The sequence below is a fragment of the Spirosoma panaciterrae DSM 21099 genome, from assembly GCF_000374025.1.
Taxonomy (GTDB): Bacteria; Bacteroidota; Bacteroidia; order Cytophagales; family Spirosomataceae; genus Spirosoma; species Spirosoma panaciterrae.
Genome location: NZ_KB893172.1, coordinates 529,168 through 545,371, shown reverse-complemented (window position 1 = coordinate 545,371; position 16,204 = coordinate 529,168). Strand labels below are relative to the sequence as shown.

Sequence of the window (16,204 nt, the reverse complement as noted above, 5' to 3'; positions counted from 1 at the left end):
CTATATGATCCATCTACTGATTTTTTTCATTAGCCTAGTAGGGGGCTTTTCTACAGATACCCTCACCAAACCAGCTCCGCAGCCCATTGTCGTACTGGAATTATTTACTTCGCAGGGGTGTTCGAGCTGCCCACCCGCCGACAAACTACTGCAGGAGATAACCCAACAGGCTACCCAGTCGGGCCAGGCAGTTTATGGTCTGTCGTTTCATGTCGATTACTGGAACCGACTGGGCTGGAACGATCAGTTCAGTGCGAAAGCCTACACCGACCGCCAGCGCCAGTATGACCGACTCCTGAAATCGCAAACCTATACCCCTCAGTTGGTTATCAACGGGAGTCAGGATGTGATTGGTGGGCAACGGGGTCGTATTGAGCAGGCCATTCAGGCTATTCAGAAACAGCCTGCTTCTTCGTTTGTGAATGTAGAGGCCAGCCTGAAAAAACAGGCCGGTCAGGTCACGGTCAGCTATAACTTATCCAATACAGGCCCTTACCGGGTCAATGTTGCGTTAGTTCAGAAAGAAGCACGGACGGCGGTAAAAAATGGCGAAAATGGCGGCCGGACGTTAGTAAATACCAATGTGGTTCGCCAGTTCAAAACGCTGGACAATCCTGCTCAATCAGGCACAACAACCCTTACCATCCCCAGCGATTTACCAACCGATCAGGCGGCTGTACTGGTATACATCCAGCGAACTGATACGCAACAGATCGTAGGTGCTAAACGGCTGTAGTACCCGCAGACTGATCCAACAGAAATAGCTATTTATTTGTCCTGAATAATTTGCTTCACCCCCTCGCACATCGCTTTGACCCGATGGTAAGAAGCCTCTGAATTAGCGCCCTTATCCAGTTTTATCCGCACTTTACCTTCATACTCTTCCAGTTCAAATTCTGTATTGTCGTTTAGTTTGGTGGTTATGTCAATGTGGTCACCTTTGACGGATTTAGCAGGTGCCATTTTGACGTTAATAAAATCCTGAACACGCTGGGTTTTGGCCTTATCGTATTTGGCAACAAACTCATATTCGTCGTCTGAGTCAGTTACCGAAATAGACATATCTCCATTTCCCGAACAGGCGGATAAAGAACCAATAAAAAAGAGTCCATACAGTATATTGTTCATAGCGATCATTGTTTTACAAGGAACTATGCAATATACAGTACCGACTCTTCTTTAAAACGATCAACTACATCAACGGCTATTTTACAGGATGAATGATTTGAGAATCAATCACCTTACAAACTTACCGTTTGTTTTCCCGCTTTAAGGGGTATCGTTTTCCCTTTCCAGCGTAACGTGCCCGATAGGTTGGCGGGTAAGGTTACATTACCCGTCAACCCACCCGTAGGTGTTTTCTGAAATTGAACGGCAATTTCGCCCGATGGGTGCGGCATTTTACCGTCCACGGTTGCCAGATCGCCAAGGAACGGTTCGATTCGTACGGCCCGGAAACCAGGTTCGCCTGGTCGGATGCCGCAGGTCATGGACAGGAACTCGTACAGAGGAGAGGCACTCCAGGCATGACAATCGGAGCGGGTTGGTTCGGGGTTTTCGGCAAAGGTGGTCAGCCCCATCGCCAGCATGTCACGCCAGGGTTTTAGCTGTGCTATGAACTGATCGCCCATGCCCGTTTTTTTCAGGGCTTCGAACAGATAAAACTTGAAGTAAAACGTAGCCTGCGTCAGCGAGGTATCTGTCATGGTTTTCTGCAACAGTACCTTTTGCTGCTCGGCAGAAACGGCATTGGTCAGTACGGCCAGAATGTTGGCATGTTGGCTGAACGAGTTTTTGTCCGGCGTATCGGCAAACAGACTACGACTCGCATCCCAGCATTGCTCATAAACCGCTTTATTAAGTCGTCGGGCCAGTTCGCGGTAGTGTTCGGCCCGTTCGTTCTGGCCGTAATGCGCCAGCAAATCACCCGCCCGGGTGTAGGTGTAGGCCTGTTGCAGCGACAGAATACTCGATCCGCCTTTCCGCGCTCCATTCGGAACCCCGCCCGCAATTTCATCCTTCGCATTTTTCCACTTCGACCAGTCAACGAAATTCCACCATTCCAATGGCCCGTTCAATCCTGTTTTGGCAATCCGTTGTTCGTGCCAGTCCAGCACGCTCAACACACCCGGCAGCAACGATTTTATGAATGCATCATCCTGCCGATGCATCCAGTAATCATGAATCATGCAAACCCAGAACAGCGAAAACGTTGGGATTACCTGCAAATCGGCCGATGGATAGCGGCTTTGCGTCAGACCATCGCTGAACCGACTATGATCGTAATCCATGATCGCCTTACGCATGAGCCGATCATCGCCCGATACGTACAGCGAAATGAGGGACTGGATGCGTGTATCCCCCGTGTACTGCAACTGCTCATAATAGGGGCAATCGAAGTAGGTTTCACCTGCACACAGCCGGGCTGTTCGCCAGCCTACATTCCAGAGAGGTTTCAACGTCGTATCGCTGGCGGTAAACTGTGCTTTTTCGTCGAACGGATAACCTGTAAATTGACCGATTAGGCTTTCCAGAACAAGCGGCTCATCTTTCGTTTCGACCGTCAGTTGCAGGTAGCGGTAGGTTCGGAACCACAAGGGCCGAAAGGTTCGTTTATCGCTTCCATCGGCTACCAACTGATCGTCAAACCCGCGTAAGCTACGGCCTTCTACTTCATTCCGGTTTCCTTTCTGCCCCTTGGCATCAATCAAGGCTTCGGCATACGAGAGTGTAACCACGGCCCCTTTTCCTTTGCTGACCGTCAATTCAGGATAGGCATTGGTCAAATGGCCCTGATCGAGCAGAAACACGGCTTTTGTATTCTTCGAAACCGTAACAGGCGAGTTACCCTGCAAAAAAGCATTATCCATTTTACCATTTTCGACCCGTCGAACACTAGCCAGCCTGATGGGTTTCTCCTCCATCATCGGAATCGTGCGAGGCACCAGCCCCCAGTTGCCATCCGTACCCAGGCCACGCGGTTTTGCCGGAAAACCAAACGGCCTGGCAGCCACCCAGGCTTTATCGTCGAATGCGGTCAACTCCCAACCCCACGGATACTGCGCGGCATCGACCCGGTCGCCATCACCCATGACAATGTATGTACGGAGTTTCGGAATGTCGTTCTTGATGAGCGTATAAGCCAGGTTGTGAAACACCTTCCAACTGGCATCTGTATTGGCCATTTTTTCGGCATCGGTATCACCCTGAACAATAAAACCAAGCTGGTAACTCATCTGGGCAAAGGGGGCTCCCTCGCCCATATACCAGACCTGCGCAGCAAGCACGTTTCGCCCTGCCTGCAAATACGGAGCTAAATCCAGCGTTTCGTAGTTCCAGTTCAGTAAATCGCTACGAGCCGGACCGAGGGCTACAGCTTTTCCATTCACGAAAAAACGATAGCGGTTATCGGCCGATACGTGCACGACGAACCGGGCCGGTTTTTGGGCCAGATCGATCGCTTTGCGAAAATGATAAATGCCATATTGGCGAGCCGACGTGGCTGGATGAACAATCCATCGGGCTGGCCAGTATTGTGAGGTCCAGGGAGAGGGCATCGGCGGTGTTTGGGCAACCGCAACAGCCGAAACCAGAAAGAGCAGAACCAATACGAATCGGTAGTTCATAGAAAAGGCTTATAGAGTCGCAAAATAACGACATCCAAACCGTTTTCTATGCTTTGCTGTCATGCGCTCATTCAGGTCAGCACTTTTTGCCCTTCGTCACCAGGTTGACGAGTATCCTGAACAGCACGAGAAACAGAGCAAATTTTCTGTGGCTACTGCCCAAGTCAGTAAACTATGCCCTTCCCTTTGTACTTTCGTGCAGGAACTCCTAAAGCAATAACCGAATGTATTTCCTTGGATTCGACCTCGGCAGTTCGTCTGTCAAAGCCTGTTTGATTGAAGCCGAAAGCGGCAAAGCAATTGCCTCAGCCTTTTTTCCACAGCCCGAAATGGTGATTGAAGCCCCACAGCCGGGCTTTGCCGAACAGCAGCCCGATATCTGGTGGCAAAATGCCTGTTTGGCGAGCAAAGCCGTTATGCAACAGGCCGCCATTCAGCCCAGCGACGTAAAGGCCATTGGCATTTCGTACCAAATGCACGGACTAGTTGTTGTCGACAAAGAGTTTAACGTTTTGCGTCCTTCCATCATCTGGTGCGACAGCCGGGCCGTTCCCTACGGCAATGCGGCCTTTGATGCCCTGGGGCATGAACGGACTTTACGCCATCTGCTCAACTCACCGGGCAATTTTACAGCCGCCAAACTGGCCTGGGTCAAAGCCAACGAGCCCAATGTATACGCGCAGGTAGCCCATTTCATGCTACCCGGCGACTATCTGGCCGCCCGAATGACGGGCGACATCGTAACAACGGCATCGGGCCTTTCGGAAGGGGCCTTCTGGGATTTTCAGGCCAATGAACCCGCTCAGTTCCTGCTCGATTATTTCGGGTTTAGTTCGTCGCTGATTCCAACCATCAAACCAACCTTTGCGCCACAGGGTGAGCTATCGGCTTCGGCAGCTGCCGAGCTTGGCCTTGCCGCTGGTACACCGGTTACCTACCGCGCAGGCGATCAACCCAACAATGCCCTCTCGCTAAACGTGCTGGAACCCGGCCAGATTGCGGCTACGGCCGGCACATCGGGTGTGGTGTATGGGGTGAGCGATCAGGCGAAGTACGACCCGCAATCACGGGTCAATACGTTTCTGCACGTTAGTCATACGACCGAAGCACCACGCTATGGGGTATTGTTGTGCGTGAACGGCACAGGTATCCTGAATAGCTGGCTTCGAAACCAGGTGCTGGGCCGCTCGATCAGTTACGCGGATATGAACGTGCTGGCCCACGAAGCTCCGATTGGGGCTGATGGTCTGGTCTGCCTTCCGTTTGGTAACGGAGCCGAACGGATGTTGGAGAACGCCGATCTGGGTGCATCATTCCATGGGCTGCAACTGACTCGCCACGGCTTACCACATCTGATCCGGGCCGCTCAGGAAGGGATTGTCTTTGCGCTGTACTACGGCATTCAGATCATGGAAAGTGTTGGGGTTGGTCTGCAAACCATCCGGGCGGGTGAAGCTAATATGTTCCTGAGTCCGCTGTTCCGCGATACGCTGGCGAACCTAACCGGCGCAACCATTGAATTATACAACACCGATGGCGCTCAGGGTGCTGCGCGCGGGGCAGGGCTGGGCCTTGGCTATTACAAGAACGCGCAGGAAGCGTTCTCGGGTCTTCACGTTACAAAAACCATCGAACCCGACATGCGGGCACAGGAAGCCTATCGGGAAGCATATGAACGATGGCAGACAAATTTAAGCCAATAGCAAGGTATCTGAATAGCGAATTTTATACATTAAATCAAAGAAAACGCTATGAAAAAACTAATTTTAGGTCTATCCGTTTGGGCAACCATCGTGAGTTGCATGCCTAACGTTCAGGTGGTTACATTACGAGGCTCAAATGTCACTCCAGCACAGGAGGGATTGGTACTCGACAATGATACGCTTACGCTTCGCTACAATTTTGCCAGCGAACGGGGCTTGATGCAGCTAAGCTTACTCAATAAACTGAACAAGCCCCTGTATGTCGACTGGAAACGCTCATCGTTCATCATTGGGCAGGACAAAGTCGATTACTGGTCTGATGTGTCTGATGTCAATTTAACAGGCTCTGCACCACGCTATAATCGGTATGCATCTGCTGTTTATTTGGGTGGCACCATTACTAAACAGGACCCGATTGCCTTTATTCCGCCACAAACCCGGCTCGAAAAGAAGCAGTTTGTCGTTGTCCCACAAGGCAGCGTCCGTCTGACGGGGTCATCTACTACGGAACAGGAAAAAGCGAAATGGACTGACCGCAAAAAACCTGTCGATATTGTTACGTATGCCTACTCGGCCGACCAATCGCCGTTAACGTTCCGCAACTATCTGACGCTTTCGACTGATAAAGATTTCAAGACCGAATTCACCATCGATACCAAGTTTTGGGCCTCAGATGTGAAAGTACTCCCTCGCGATCAGATCCTTACCCAGCAAAGCACCAGCAACTATGATGGAAGAGGCTATTATATACCGGCAATCTTCAAACAGCCCGACGCTTTTTATGTTCAATTGCCTACTCCCTAAACCCATCTATTACCTTCGATGAACCCTGTTTTTGCCAAACTGAATTATAAAGCCCAGCCTGAAATAGCCGTTATCAACGCGCCCGATGATTTTTTGCCAACTATGGACGAGATGCGGGGGGCTACGACCATCGTTACCGAACCCAACCAGATTCAGGCAGGTACATTTGCGATTGCGTTTGTCAAAACGCAGCAGGAAGTCGATTCAATTAGCCAGCAACTAGCCGAAAAAATTCAGGGAGATGGTCTACTTTGGTTCGCTTACCCAAAAGGGTCGTCGAAAAAGTACAAATGTGATTTCAACCGCGACACGGGCTGGGCGACATTGGGTCAATTAGGCTTTGAGCCCGTCCGCATGATTGCCATTGACAACGACTGGAGCGCCCTGCGATTCCGGCGGGCCGAGTACATCAAAAAAATGACTCGAAACGAAAAAGGAGCGCTTTCCGAGCAGGGAAAAGCTAAAGTACGTGGCGAAGTTTAAAGCGTGCCTTTTCGCTTTGTGAGGTCAGATGCTTTCATTTGACCTCACCATACCATCCTTACAAAACAATAGTTTATCCGTAACTTAAAGGTGTTTAACCATGTACGCATTTCTAGGTCTTGGTGGTCAGGAGTTGGTGTTCATGCTTTTTATAGTGGGGCTTCCTGTTCTGGCGCTGATCGATGTAGTTCGCAGCGAATTTCGAGGCACCAATGACAAGCTGATCTGGGTTATTATTATCGTTTTCTTTAACATTATAGGCACTTTGCTTTATTTCTTCATCGGACGAAACCAGCGTATCTCATGAAACCACTTCTATGCCTTATTGGGCTTTGTTTAGCCATGTCTTCTTTTGCCCAGTCGCAGGATGAAGCCGCCGTTAAAACGACGATTAAGCTGATGTTCGACGGGATGCGCAAAGGCGATTCCACGCAGATCAAGAATACCTTTCTACCCGGCGCGTCGCTTCAGAGTATCGCCAAAAACAAAGAAGGAGAGGTTTCAGTACGAAATGAAGATATCGGTAAGTTTGCAGCCTCAGTAGTCAAATACCCTCCTTTCGCCCTGGATGAGCGCCTGTCGGGTATGGAGATAAAAATAGATGCTGAACTCGCCACCGCCTGGACACCCTACGTATTTTATCTGAACGACAAAAAAAGCCACTGCGGTGTCAATGCCTTTACGCTGGTAAAAGTTAACGGTAACTGGAAGATTCAAAGTATCATCGATACGCGTCGGCGAGACAACTGCCCGGATCTGCCTAAGTCATAAACGAAGTATTAAACACCCCATCTGGGTGCTCTTTTTTCCAGAAAGGCAGTCATGCCTTCTTTTGCATCGGGGGTCTGCTGAAGTTGCTGGAACTGATCGAATAAAAAAGCCTGCTGCTCGCTCGATGGCAGGCTTTTTAACTGCTGAAAAGCCCGAAGTCCAAACTGCATGGCCGTTGGTGAGTATTGCTTTATTTCAGCCGCCAGATCAGTAACCGCCTGACTCAGTTTTTCTGCGGGTGCCACCTTCGTAACCAGCCCAATCGCTTTTGCTTCATCTGCGGAGAGTGTTCGTGCCCGCAGGCACAGGTCAAGTGCCATTCGGGCAGGCATGATCTCAAGCAGAAGGGCCATCACCTGAAACGGGAAGAGCCCTCGTTTAACTTCGGGCAAACTAAAGGTTGCGGTTTCCGATGCCACTACATACGTACTTCCTCCTACCAGTAGAAACCCACCGGCATATACCGATCCCTGTACCTGGGCAATACATGGCTTATGCAAACCAGCCATCAATTCGCCCAGTCGGACCGGACCGGATGGAGTCGGTACGATCGCTTCTTCCCCATCACCCAGCGAAAGACTTTTCAGGTCCATACCTGCACAAAACGTATCCCCCTCGGCCGCTAGTACCACCATCCAGACACCAGGGTTATAATGGGCATAAGCCAGCGTATAAGCCAGTTCGGCCAGCATCGGCGGATGCAGGGCATTCTTTTTCTGCGGTCGGTTGAGCGTAATGGTCAGCACATGGTCATCGAGCGATGTAAGCAGATAACGCAACCCCTCAGCGGGTAAAGAAGCGGCTTGTTCGGCAGTGTACAACATAGCAGAAAGGTACGGAAATACCGTTTACAAAATCTTTCCCGAACGCATATATGGTTATATCGCCATTTTGAGTTATCAGGATAATAAAGCTTTCTTCCTATACTTTCCCATGAGAACCATTACATTCCTGTGCCTGATGCTGTCAGGCATTTCAGCCGTTCGGGCTACGCATTTAATTGGTGGCTATATCCAGGCAAAACCCGTTTCGGGCTCATCGCTGACTTACGAGGTAACGCTCGTTGTATACATGAACGAGGTTCAGGGAAGGCAGGCCGCCGATCAGGCTGATCGTTACCTCATCTGTTTTGGGGATGGCACCAGCAACACCGTGACTCGGCAAAGTCGGCTGTTCATAGCCAACAACTCCATGAGCATCAATACCTACCGAATTAATCATACGTATCCCGGTCCTAATACCTATACCTTAACGACCACCATTTCGAATCGGTCGATTGTGCAAAACATCACGAAAGCCGATTACCAGTTTTTTACCCTGAGTACCACCGTCAGCACGAACGTTGCCAACCAGACACCAACGCCGGGTTATCCACCAACGGGTTTTCGGGCAGGCGTCAACAAGAAGTTACTACTGGATCTGAAAGCGACGGATGCCGAAGGCGACAGCCTGATGTATGGTTTAGCTAAATCCTTAACCAGCACCGACGAAAAATCCTGCGACAAACGTCTGGTACCAACCTATCAGTTTCCCAACGATGTAACTCGTCAGGGGATTTTCAAGCTCAACAGTCAGACCGGCGAACTAACCTGGGATTCCCCAACTCAGGTAGGGCTTTACAGTGTAGTTATTACGATTGACGAATACCGGAACGGTCTGCTCATCAGCCAGACAACGGAAGAGCTGACCATAACCGTCGATGATCTGCCCGGCACGTCCACTCCCATTCCCCCCTACGAACCCGCCATTTTGGGCAACGGCAGTATTGTCACCAACACGGTCGTGTATTCCGACCCGGATATCCTATTTATCACCTTTCCAAACCCGGTAGAAGGCCGGATGCAGGTGGTTATTCAAACAAGCAATCCGACCACGGCTTCCCTACAACTGACCGATGTCAATGGCCGGAAACTCCATGAACTGCTCTTTTCGAAGGCGTCGCGGCAACATGAACAGGTTATTGGCCTGGACAGTCTGACTCCGGGTATCTATCTGCTCCGGGCCGATGTCAATGGCCGATCATTGCTCAGAAAGATTGTGAAACGGTAAGTATTACCAGCCCTCCGGTAGTAGCAGGCTGAATAAACCCTAGAACAGTTGCTTCCAGGTTCCTTTCATCCAGTTGTACTTCAACGTACTCGGCAAGGCCCGCCAGAAATATTTATTTACTTCCACGGCAAAGGAAGGCTGCATATAGCAATTGATGGCGCAGCCTTCACAACCCGGCAAACGCCCTTCGAGGGCAACCAGTTTCTGTACTTCGTCGGAGCGATACAGGCCGTACAGATTATTGTCGATGGGAAACTCTTTTAACCCTAAATGGTAACAGGGCAGGACCAGTTTGTTCTCGGGCGAAATGACCAGTGTGGTGCTACCCGCACGACAAACCGGGTCTTCGATCTGATTACCTCCATCCCGACGAAGTTGAATAAAGGCTTCGTTCAGATATACATTCGGTTGTTTGCCCCACCACGACATTTTCCGAAGAGCCTCTTCGGAAAAGCGCTCCCCCGTTTCGACCGTGTTGTACTCAAAAACCGGATTCAGAATAAGTACCAGATCATTGGGCTGGCAAATTTCTTCATGTAGCTGTCTGATCTGATGAACGTTATGCTCAAATACCGTAAACAGAATATCGGGGCGCTCACCCAGTTTGCGGGCTATGGCGATAGATTCCATCACCTTGTCGAAACACTTTACTCCCCGCGAGCGGTCGTGCTCTTCAGCAATGGGCGAATCAAGTGAAAAGTGCAGCATATCGACCAAACCACGAAGTTGCTCAGCCTGCTTAGGATACAGCAATGCATTGGTTGTAACGGTCGTAATAAAGCCAAGACGCTTGGCTTCCTGAAGCAATTCGGGTAGTTGCCGATGTAGTAAAGGCTCTCCACCTGTAAAATCAATGACCCGAACGCCTAACCGTTTTAAGTCCCGGAGATTTTGCCGGACGTTTTCGAGCGTAACATAAGGCGAAGGCCGCTCCCATATATCGCAGAAACTACAGGTCGCATTGCAGCGATACGTGATGTAGTAGTTGCAAAGAACCGGATGGGAGACAAGGCGCATGGGGTATGGGGTATGGGGAGAAGGGCATAGGACTCAAGCCAAACCCTCTGCCCATGCCCTTCCCCCTATGCTATACAAGCATCTTAAACAAACTCACGACCTTCTCTTTCAGATCTTTCCGATCTACGATAAAATCCAGAAAGCCGTGTTCGAGCACGAATTCAGCACTTTGAAAACCTTTGGGCAGGTCTTTACCAATGGTTTCGCGAATAACGCGGGGCCCCGCAAACCCGATCAGCGCATTGGGTTCCGCAATATTAAAATCGCCCAGCATAGCATACGAAGCCGTAACCCCACCCGTTGTCGGATCGGTCAGGAGCGAGATATACGGCAATTTGGCTTTGTCCAGCAAGGCAAGTTTAGCTGAGGTTTTAGCCATTTGCATGAGCGAAAAACCAGCTTCCATCATCCGGGCTCCCCCCGAACGTGAGATCATCAGGAATGGTGTCTTGGCAGCTATGGCGTGGTCGATAGCCCGGGCAATCTTTTCGCCGACAACTGAACCCATAGATCCCCCAATAAAATTAAAGTCCATGACGGCCACGGTCACCGTCAGGCCATTCATTGGGCCGTAGGCCGTACGAACCGCATCTTTGAGGCCTGTTTTCTCAATTGTCGATTTAATCCGGGCCGGATACGGCTTGGTATCGACAAATTTGAGCGGATCGCCCGAACGCATATTGGCGTCGAGTTCAGTGAACTCATTATCGTCAAATAGCAGCGAGAAATAAGCTTCTGAGCCAATTTTTTCATGATAATTGCAATGAATGCAGGTGTAGGCGTTGAGTTTATGCTCCCGCGTTTGCATTGCTTTTTTACAATTTGGGCACTGATACCACAACCCGTCGGGAGCTTCCCGTTTCATTTCGGTTGGAGTCTGAATACCCTTATCTTTTCGGACGAACCAGGACATTTTTCAGTTTGTGATTTTCTGGAAAGGGTCGTAAAGGTACGAAGAAAACGAGACCATTCTCTTAAAGTTACTACTATAGTCAACCATCCAGCTTTCGAATAGTTGCCGAATCAGCCGATTCAATGCAAAGCCAGATAGTCGTTTTTAGGGCAAATGGCTTTTTTATGCCCGATAAACGTGTTGTTTTGTGGTTATGAAACACATAGTCACGGTTTTACTGCTGGGAATTTCGTTTTCAGCTTTCAGTCAGGCTTCGGTAGCCTATTACCCATTCAATAATCTGGTTACGGTCAGTACAAATGCCGATCGGGCTTTCTGGCTCGATGCCCGCCTTCAGACAAATACCGTATTTGGATCGCTCAGTACTACGATTTGCCCGCTCATCAACGTTGCCCGAAAACCACAGGTCAATTATTACACTGGGCTAGGGGTGCGGTTCAATGTACTCAATAACCTCGACGACCGGGATATTCTGGAGGGGTATTCGCTACACGTAGGGGTACGGGTTCGGCCGTTGCCGATGTTGCCCAACCTGCGCGTTGCGTTTGAAATTGCCCCTTACTCTCGCAAAGATTTTAAAACCGGAAATCTTCAGTCATTTCTGGGCCTGGTCTACCAATTCAACAAAAAGCCCAAACCAACCCAATAGGCAACCTGCAGTTGAGCTAAAGCAGAAGCCATAGCTTCCGCTTATTTTTGTGTTTTGTACATAATCCATTGCTTCTCATTATGCCCTTTTTACGCTTAACCCTATCCTTTGCTCTTCTTTTCACGCTTTCTTTCGGCTGTCTGGCGCAGCAGCCCCAGAAGCCCACATCGGGCAATCCTGTTTTTCCCGGCTGGTATGCCGATCCCGAAGGAACTATTTTTGGCAAGACGTACTGGATTTACCCGACCTATTCGGCACCATACAACCAGCAGGTCTTTTTCGATGCCTTTTCCTCACCCGATCTGGTAAACTGGACGAAGCATAGTCGGATTCTGGATTCAACGGCCGTAAAATGGGCTAAACGGGCTATGTGGGCACCCGCTATTGTCGAAAAAGGTGGAAAATATTTTCTGTTCTTTGGCGCCAACGACGTACACGAAGGCGAAATTGGCGGCATTGGTGTAGCTGTAGCCAACAATCCGGCAGGACCGTTTCGGGATTATCTGGGTAAGCCTCTGGTTGGACAAATTCACAATGGTGCCCAACCCATCGACCAGTTTGTTTTTAAAGACAAAGACAACCAGTATTACCTGATCTATGGCGGTTGGAGCCACTGCAACATTGCCCGACTCAAGGATGATTTTACAGGCTTTCTGCCTTTTCCGGATGGCACTACTTTCCGGGAAATAACACCCAAAAACTACGTAGAGGGGCCAATCATGTTTGTCCGGAAGGGCGTTTATTACTTCATGTGGTCGGAAGGAGGCTGGACGGGCCCCGATTATTCGGTTGCCTATGCTACCTCGTCGTCGCCGTTTGGGCCGTTTGAGCGTGTTGGAAAAATCCTGCAGCAAGACCCCAAGGTGGCAAGAGGGGCCGGTCACCACTCGGTTATTCAGGTTCCCGGCACCGACGAATGGTACATCATCTACCACCGCCGACCGCTTACCGAAACCGACGGCAACCACCGCGAAACCTGCATTGACCGAATGTATTTCGATGAAAAAGGCGGTATTATGCCGGTGAAGATTACGGTTGAAGGCGTGAAGGCAAGGAAGTTATAAAAGAGGAGTAAAAGGAGTAAAGGGACGAATGGGAAAATTGTTTAGCCCTTTCGTCCCTCTCCTCCCCTTCCTCCCTCTCCTCCTTTTATTCCCTTATTTCTGATTATAGGTCATTGGACTGTGCTCCAGTTTATCGGCCCGGTCGAATAGTTTGAGTGCCTTCTGGTAGGTATCGTCCGATTGCCCGATCACCTTGAAGAACTCGTTATTCTGCCCAGCTTTGTTAGCCTTCTGATAAACCGAGCGAGCTATCAGCGCCTTGACCTGATTGCGGATATAGGCCTTCGACCGATTGAATTCTTTTTCATTGAACTTAATGCCTTCATTGGTCGCCAGTTTCACCAGTTGATTCATCTGCTCATCGGTAATATTAACGGTACGGTTAAACTCGTCGAACGGCATCTTCTCCAGCTTTTTCTGATTGTCGTTGGCGTATTCCATTGCGTACTCCCGGATGATGTTTTTGCCATACAACTGTACCAGATACATGGTTTGCCAAGTCGAATCGCGGGGAATGAAGTAATCGGGGGTAATGCCACCACCACCATACACCGTCCGGCCCCCATCGGTTTTAAACTTCAGCTTCGGATCATTCTTGATCGAGTCGGCAATGTAGTATTCTCCCCGTTTCGAACGGAGTTCGAGGTCTTTCTCATAATCGCCCTCCTGCCCCGGCACATACGGTTTCTGAATACTCCGACCGCTGGGCGTATAATAGCGCGAAATGGTTAGCCGCAGTTCCGAACCATCCGATAGGGTTACAGGCATCTGCACCAAGCCTTTCCCAAACGACCGACGACCCGCGATCAACGCCCGGTCGTGATCCTGCAAAGCCCCCGATACAATTTCAGAAGCCGACGCACTCCCTTCATCGATCAGCACAACCAGCGCTCCCTCTTCAAACTGCCCGGCAATGTGTGCGTAGGTTTTCCGGTCGTAGCGGTTGTCTTTCCCGTCGGTATACACCAGTAGTTTATTGCCCGAAATAAACTCATCGGCAATGTTGGTGGCCCGGTCCATATACCCCCCCGGATTGTTCCGTAGGTCGAGCATCAATTGGGTCATTCCTTTCGCTTTCAACGAGCCAAGTGCCGTTTTGAACTCGTCGTAAGTTGTTTCGGAGAAGCGGTTGATTTTGATGTACCCCGTTTTGCCATCAATCATGTATGCGGCATCGACCGAGTAGGTTGGAATCCGGTCGCGGGTAATCATAAAGTCTTTCGGCTGCTTATCCCCTTTCCGCAGAATGGTCAGTTTTACCTCCGAACCGCGTTTGCCACGCAAGGCTTTGAACACGGCACTGTTTTCAATCTTACTACCCGTGGCTAGTGGCTTGTCATCGACCTTGATGATCTTGTCGCCACTTAGTATCCCAGCAGCTTCGGAGGGTCCACCCGCCAGCGGAGTCACAACATACACCGTATCTTTATAGATATTGAACTCGACACCGATGCCATCAAACCCACCTTCCAGTTGCGACCGGGCGGCCACAGCATCCTGTGGGTTCATATACGCTGTATGCGGATCAAGCTTTTCGAGCATTTTGGTGATCGAATAATCGACCAGGTCGTCGGTATTGACCGTATCGACGTAGTTGTTTTCGATCAGTTGCAGAATCTCGCGGTACTTGGTATAGCCCCGGCCAATGTTATTCAAGCTTTTGGTGCCACCAAAAAAGGTAGCTCCCACGAGCATACCGCCAGCCAGCGTGATGCCCAACAGCATTGGTAAACGAACCGTTGCTTTATCATTCTGTATTTGATTGCCCCCCCCGAGAGGCTGACGTTCAGGCTGATCATCCGTAGTGTTTGCTCGATCCTCCATTTATTTGTTACTTAACACGTGTCGTTTACCTTCTAAACGTTTTGAAGATAGCGAATTGTTTGCCAGAAATCGTATCTGTTCTTAAAATTTCCTAAAAGCGATAATTCCTCTGATCTACACCCTTCCTGAAGGACATAAATCAGAGGAATCCCAACGCCTGATCGGCTTATGGACGATACTCGTTCAGGGTATATACGGTTACACCGGGCATCGCTTTTAATAGGTTCACCATCAGCTCTCTGTGTGAAGCGCCCACCCCCACAACGATACGCTTTGCGCCAATTTCCCGAGCCCGATCAACCATATTCTGGCACATTCCTTCATTCCGTAATGTCCAGTATTTCAGCATATCCCGAACGCTCGCTACAGGAAAATCTTTCAACCCAAACAGGTAGTGATTCCCGTAAAAATTACCAATGTCGGTGTATTTGTCCCAATCAGCCGTATTCAGAAACTCCGTCGACTTACCAGCCTGGTTCGCCTTATTTAGTAATCGCTGAAGGTCATTGTTTTCCTTGTTCAATCGCGAATAAGTTCGGTAGTCGGCAGAGCTGGTGTCGGCTTCAATTTGCTTTTCGAAGATTTTGTACAGCGAATCGGTTTTCTCCCAGGCAGCGCTCCAGAGGGTGTTGTATTTCTGACAGTCCATCGGCATAATTTTCTCCAGTTTCAGGGTCTGAGCAATGGGATGGAAGATGTTATAGTACTCATTCGTTCGGCGAAGTCCGACGTTCTTAAGTGAATCAACCGGACCGAGTATACGTGTAAACGTAGCCACCTCTTCGGAACCAAAGACCGGGCGCAGTTTATCAAGTAAATAGAACTGGTACGAAGCGTTCCCAAAATCATGCGTTAGGAAAAGCGCATGAGCCAGTTTCATCCGCTCCTGATGATAATTCGGGTGTTTATGAAGCAACTTATACTGACGGGCAATGAACGCCTGTGGATTTTTCGGCAGTGGATAACCAATTTTGGTCAGATAAGCCAGCCGCTTATCAATAGCTTCTTTATTCCAGTGCCGGTCCAGTGCATCGTAGTCTTTGGGCGAGAGGTTTTCGCCAAATACGGCATCGGGTTTAAACGCAAGCGCTTTATTGATCGGATACGAAAAGTCTTCAATCGGTTTGGGGCCGTAGTCGTGAGCCGCTGCAATAAACAGGATTTCGAGTGGTTGGCTGTTTTTATTCGATTGAGCAGAACCCAGAAACGAGGTGGTTAGCAGGAAGAAGAAAATAAGTAATTTCATGGTATTTGTAGATGCGTTCGTGAATTGATGACCCAAAAGTGTGGCCTTCCTCCTG

At 49.7% G+C, this 16,204-nt stretch carries 16 protein-coding genes; 9 read left to right on the top strand and 7 right to left on the bottom strand.

Annotation, left to right across the window (positions count from 1 at the left end; translation table 11 throughout):
* Window positions 1-4: 4 nt before the first annotated feature.
* Window positions 5-736, top strand: coding sequence for a DUF1223 domain-containing protein (locus tag B153_RS0102205; RefSeq protein WP_020595026.1), 732 nt, complete (start codon window positions 5-7; stop codon window positions 734-736).
* A 32-nt stretch (window positions 737-768) separates the two neighbouring features.
* On the opposite strand, the gene B153_RS0102200 is transcribed toward B153_RS0102205, so the two are convergent.
* Window positions 769-1,128, bottom strand: a complete 360-nt coding sequence (locus tag B153_RS0102200; RefSeq protein WP_020595025.1) for a hypothetical protein — start codon at window positions 1,126-1,128, stop codon at window positions 769-771.
* A gap of 113 nt (window positions 1,129-1,241) precedes the next feature.
* Entirely contained in the window at window positions 1,242-3,626 is a 2,385-nt protein-coding gene (locus tag B153_RS0102195) for a family 78 glycoside hydrolase catalytic domain (protein WP_020595024.1), read from the bottom strand.
* Window positions 3,627-3,850: 224 nt separating this feature from the next.
* On the opposite strand from B153_RS0102195, the gene B153_RS0102190 reads away from it, so the two are divergent.
* From B153_RS0102190 to B153_RS0102170, 5 genes are all read left to right on the top strand, one after another.
* The gene (locus B153_RS0102190) at window positions 3,851-5,329 is read left to right on the top strand and encodes a xylulokinase (protein WP_020595023.1); all 1,479 of its coding nucleotides are present in this window, start codon (window positions 3,851-3,853) and stop codon (window positions 5,327-5,329) included.
* A 48-nt stretch (window positions 5,330-5,377) separates the two neighbouring features.
* Window positions 5,378-6,133: a hypothetical protein gene (locus tag B153_RS0102185; protein WP_026261848.1), complete on the top strand. Its 756-nt coding sequence runs from the start codon at window positions 5,378-5,380 to the stop codon at window positions 6,131-6,133.
* Between the two features lie 18 nt (window positions 6,134-6,151).
* Window positions 6,152-6,616: a hypothetical protein gene (locus B153_RS0102180; RefSeq protein WP_020595021.1), complete on the top strand. Its 465-nt coding sequence runs from the start codon at window positions 6,152-6,154 to the stop codon at window positions 6,614-6,616.
* Between the two features lie 100 nt (window positions 6,617-6,716).
* Window positions 6,717-6,923, top strand: a complete 207-nt coding sequence (locus B153_RS0102175) for a PLDc N-terminal domain-containing protein (RefSeq protein WP_020595020.1) — start codon at window positions 6,717-6,719, stop codon at window positions 6,921-6,923.
* Window positions 6,920-7,387, top strand: a complete 468-nt coding sequence (locus B153_RS0102170; RefSeq protein WP_026261847.1) for a nuclear transport factor 2 family protein — start codon at window positions 6,920-6,922, stop codon at window positions 7,385-7,387. The genes B153_RS0102175 and B153_RS0102170 overlap by 4 nt, the downstream gene beginning before the upstream one ends.
* An 8-nt stretch (window positions 7,388-7,395) precedes the next feature.
* Here B153_RS0102170 and B153_RS0102165 read toward each other — a convergent pair whose 3' ends face one another.
* Entirely contained in the window at window positions 7,396-8,211 is an 816-nt protein-coding gene (locus B153_RS0102165; RefSeq protein WP_020595018.1) for an enoyl-CoA hydratase/isomerase family protein, read from the bottom strand.
* Between the two features lie 109 nt (window positions 8,212-8,320).
* Between B153_RS0102165 and B153_RS0102160 the strand changes: the two genes are divergently transcribed.
* On the top strand, window positions 8,321-9,436 hold the full coding sequence (locus B153_RS0102160) for a T9SS type A sorting domain-containing protein (RefSeq protein WP_026261846.1): 1,116 nt from the start codon (window positions 8,321-8,323) through the stop codon (window positions 9,434-9,436).
* A gap of 39 nt (window positions 9,437-9,475) precedes the next feature.
* On the opposite strand, the gene B153_RS0102155 is transcribed toward B153_RS0102160, so the two are convergent.
* Together B153_RS0102155 and accD are read right to left on the bottom strand one after the other, a co-directional pair.
* A complete protein-coding gene (locus B153_RS0102155; protein WP_020595016.1) occupies window positions 9,476-10,453 on the bottom strand; it encodes a radical SAM protein in 978 nt (325 codons plus the stop codon).
* A gap of 70 nt (window positions 10,454-10,523) precedes the next feature.
* Window positions 10,524-11,366, bottom strand: coding sequence for an acetyl-CoA carboxylase, carboxyltransferase subunit beta (accD, locus tag B153_RS0102150; protein WP_020595015.1), 843 nt, complete (start codon window positions 11,364-11,366; stop codon window positions 10,524-10,526).
* Window positions 11,367-11,559: 193 nt separating this feature from the next.
* On the opposite strand from accD, the gene B153_RS0102145 reads away from it, so the two are divergent.
* Together B153_RS0102145 and B153_RS0102140 are read left to right on the top strand one after the other, a co-directional pair.
* Entirely contained in the window at window positions 11,560-12,015 is a 456-nt protein-coding gene (locus B153_RS0102145) for a hypothetical protein (protein WP_020595014.1), read from the top strand.
* Between the two features lie 80 nt (window positions 12,016-12,095).
* Window positions 12,096-13,079 carry a glycoside hydrolase family 43 protein gene (locus tag B153_RS0102140; protein ID WP_020595013.1) on the top strand — a complete coding sequence of 328 codons (984 nt, stop codon included), beginning with the start codon at window positions 12,096-12,098 and terminating at the stop codon, window positions 13,077-13,079.
* 93 nt (window positions 13,080-13,172) lie between these two features.
* On the opposite strand, the gene B153_RS0102135 is transcribed toward B153_RS0102140, so the two are convergent.
* Window positions 13,173-14,903 (bottom strand): S41 family peptidase, encoded by a 1,731-nt coding sequence (locus tag B153_RS0102135; RefSeq protein ID WP_020595012.1) that lies wholly within the window; start codon window positions 14,901-14,903, stop codon window positions 13,173-13,175.
* 166 nt (window positions 14,904-15,069) lie between these two features.
* Window positions 15,070-16,149, bottom strand: a complete 1,080-nt coding sequence (locus B153_RS0102130) for a DUF5694 domain-containing protein (RefSeq protein WP_020595011.1) — start codon at window positions 16,147-16,149, stop codon at window positions 15,070-15,072.
* Between the last annotated feature and the right edge of the window lie 55 nt (window positions 16,150-16,204).

Coding starts and splice junctions, on each gene's coding strand:
- B153_RS0102205 (WP_020595026.1), top strand. CDS start 5: ATGATCCATCTACTGATTTTTTTCATTAGCCTAGTAGGGGGCTTTTCT.
- B153_RS0102200 (WP_020595025.1), bottom strand. CDS start 1,128: ATGAACAATATACTGTATGGACTCTTTTTTATTGGTTCTTTATCCGCC.
- B153_RS0102195 (WP_020595024.1), bottom strand. CDS start 3,626: ATGAACTACCGATTCGTATTGGTTCTGCTCTTTCTGGTTTCGGCTGTT.
- B153_RS0102190 (WP_020595023.1), top strand. CDS start 3,851: ATGTATTTCCTTGGATTCGACCTCGGCAGTTCGTCTGTCAAAGCCTGT.
- B153_RS0102185 (WP_026261848.1), top strand. CDS start 5,378: ATGAAAAAACTAATTTTAGGTCTATCCGTTTGGGCAACCATCGTGAGT.
- B153_RS0102180 (WP_020595021.1), top strand. CDS start 6,152: ATGAACCCTGTTTTTGCCAAACTGAATTATAAAGCCCAGCCTGAAATA.
- B153_RS0102175 (WP_020595020.1), top strand. CDS start 6,717: ATGTACGCATTTCTAGGTCTTGGTGGTCAGGAGTTGGTGTTCATGCTT.
- B153_RS0102170 (WP_026261847.1), top strand. CDS start 6,920: ATGAAACCACTTCTATGCCTTATTGGGCTTTGTTTAGCCATGTCTTCT.
- B153_RS0102165 (WP_020595018.1), bottom strand. CDS start 8,211: ATGTTGTACACTGCCGAACAAGCCGCTTCTTTACCCGCTGAGGGGTTG.
- B153_RS0102160 (WP_026261846.1), top strand. CDS start 8,321: ATGAGAACCATTACATTCCTGTGCCTGATGCTGTCAGGCATTTCAGCC.
- B153_RS0102155 (WP_020595016.1), bottom strand. CDS start 10,453: ATGCGCCTTGTCTCCCATCCGGTTCTTTGCAACTACTACATCACGTAT.
- accD (WP_020595015.1), bottom strand. CDS start 11,366: ATGTCCTGGTTCGTCCGAAAAGATAAGGGTATTCAGACTCCAACCGAA.
- B153_RS0102145 (WP_020595014.1), top strand. CDS start 11,560: ATGAAACACATAGTCACGGTTTTACTGCTGGGAATTTCGTTTTCAGCT.
- B153_RS0102140 (WP_020595013.1), top strand. CDS start 12,096: ATGCCCTTTTTACGCTTAACCCTATCCTTTGCTCTTCTTTTCACGCTT.
- B153_RS0102135 (WP_020595012.1), bottom strand. CDS start 14,903: ATGGAGGATCGAGCAAACACTACGGATGATCAGCCTGAACGTCAGCCT.
- B153_RS0102130 (WP_020595011.1), bottom strand. CDS start 16,149: ATGAAATTACTTATTTTCTTCTTCCTGCTAACCACCTCGTTTCTGGGT.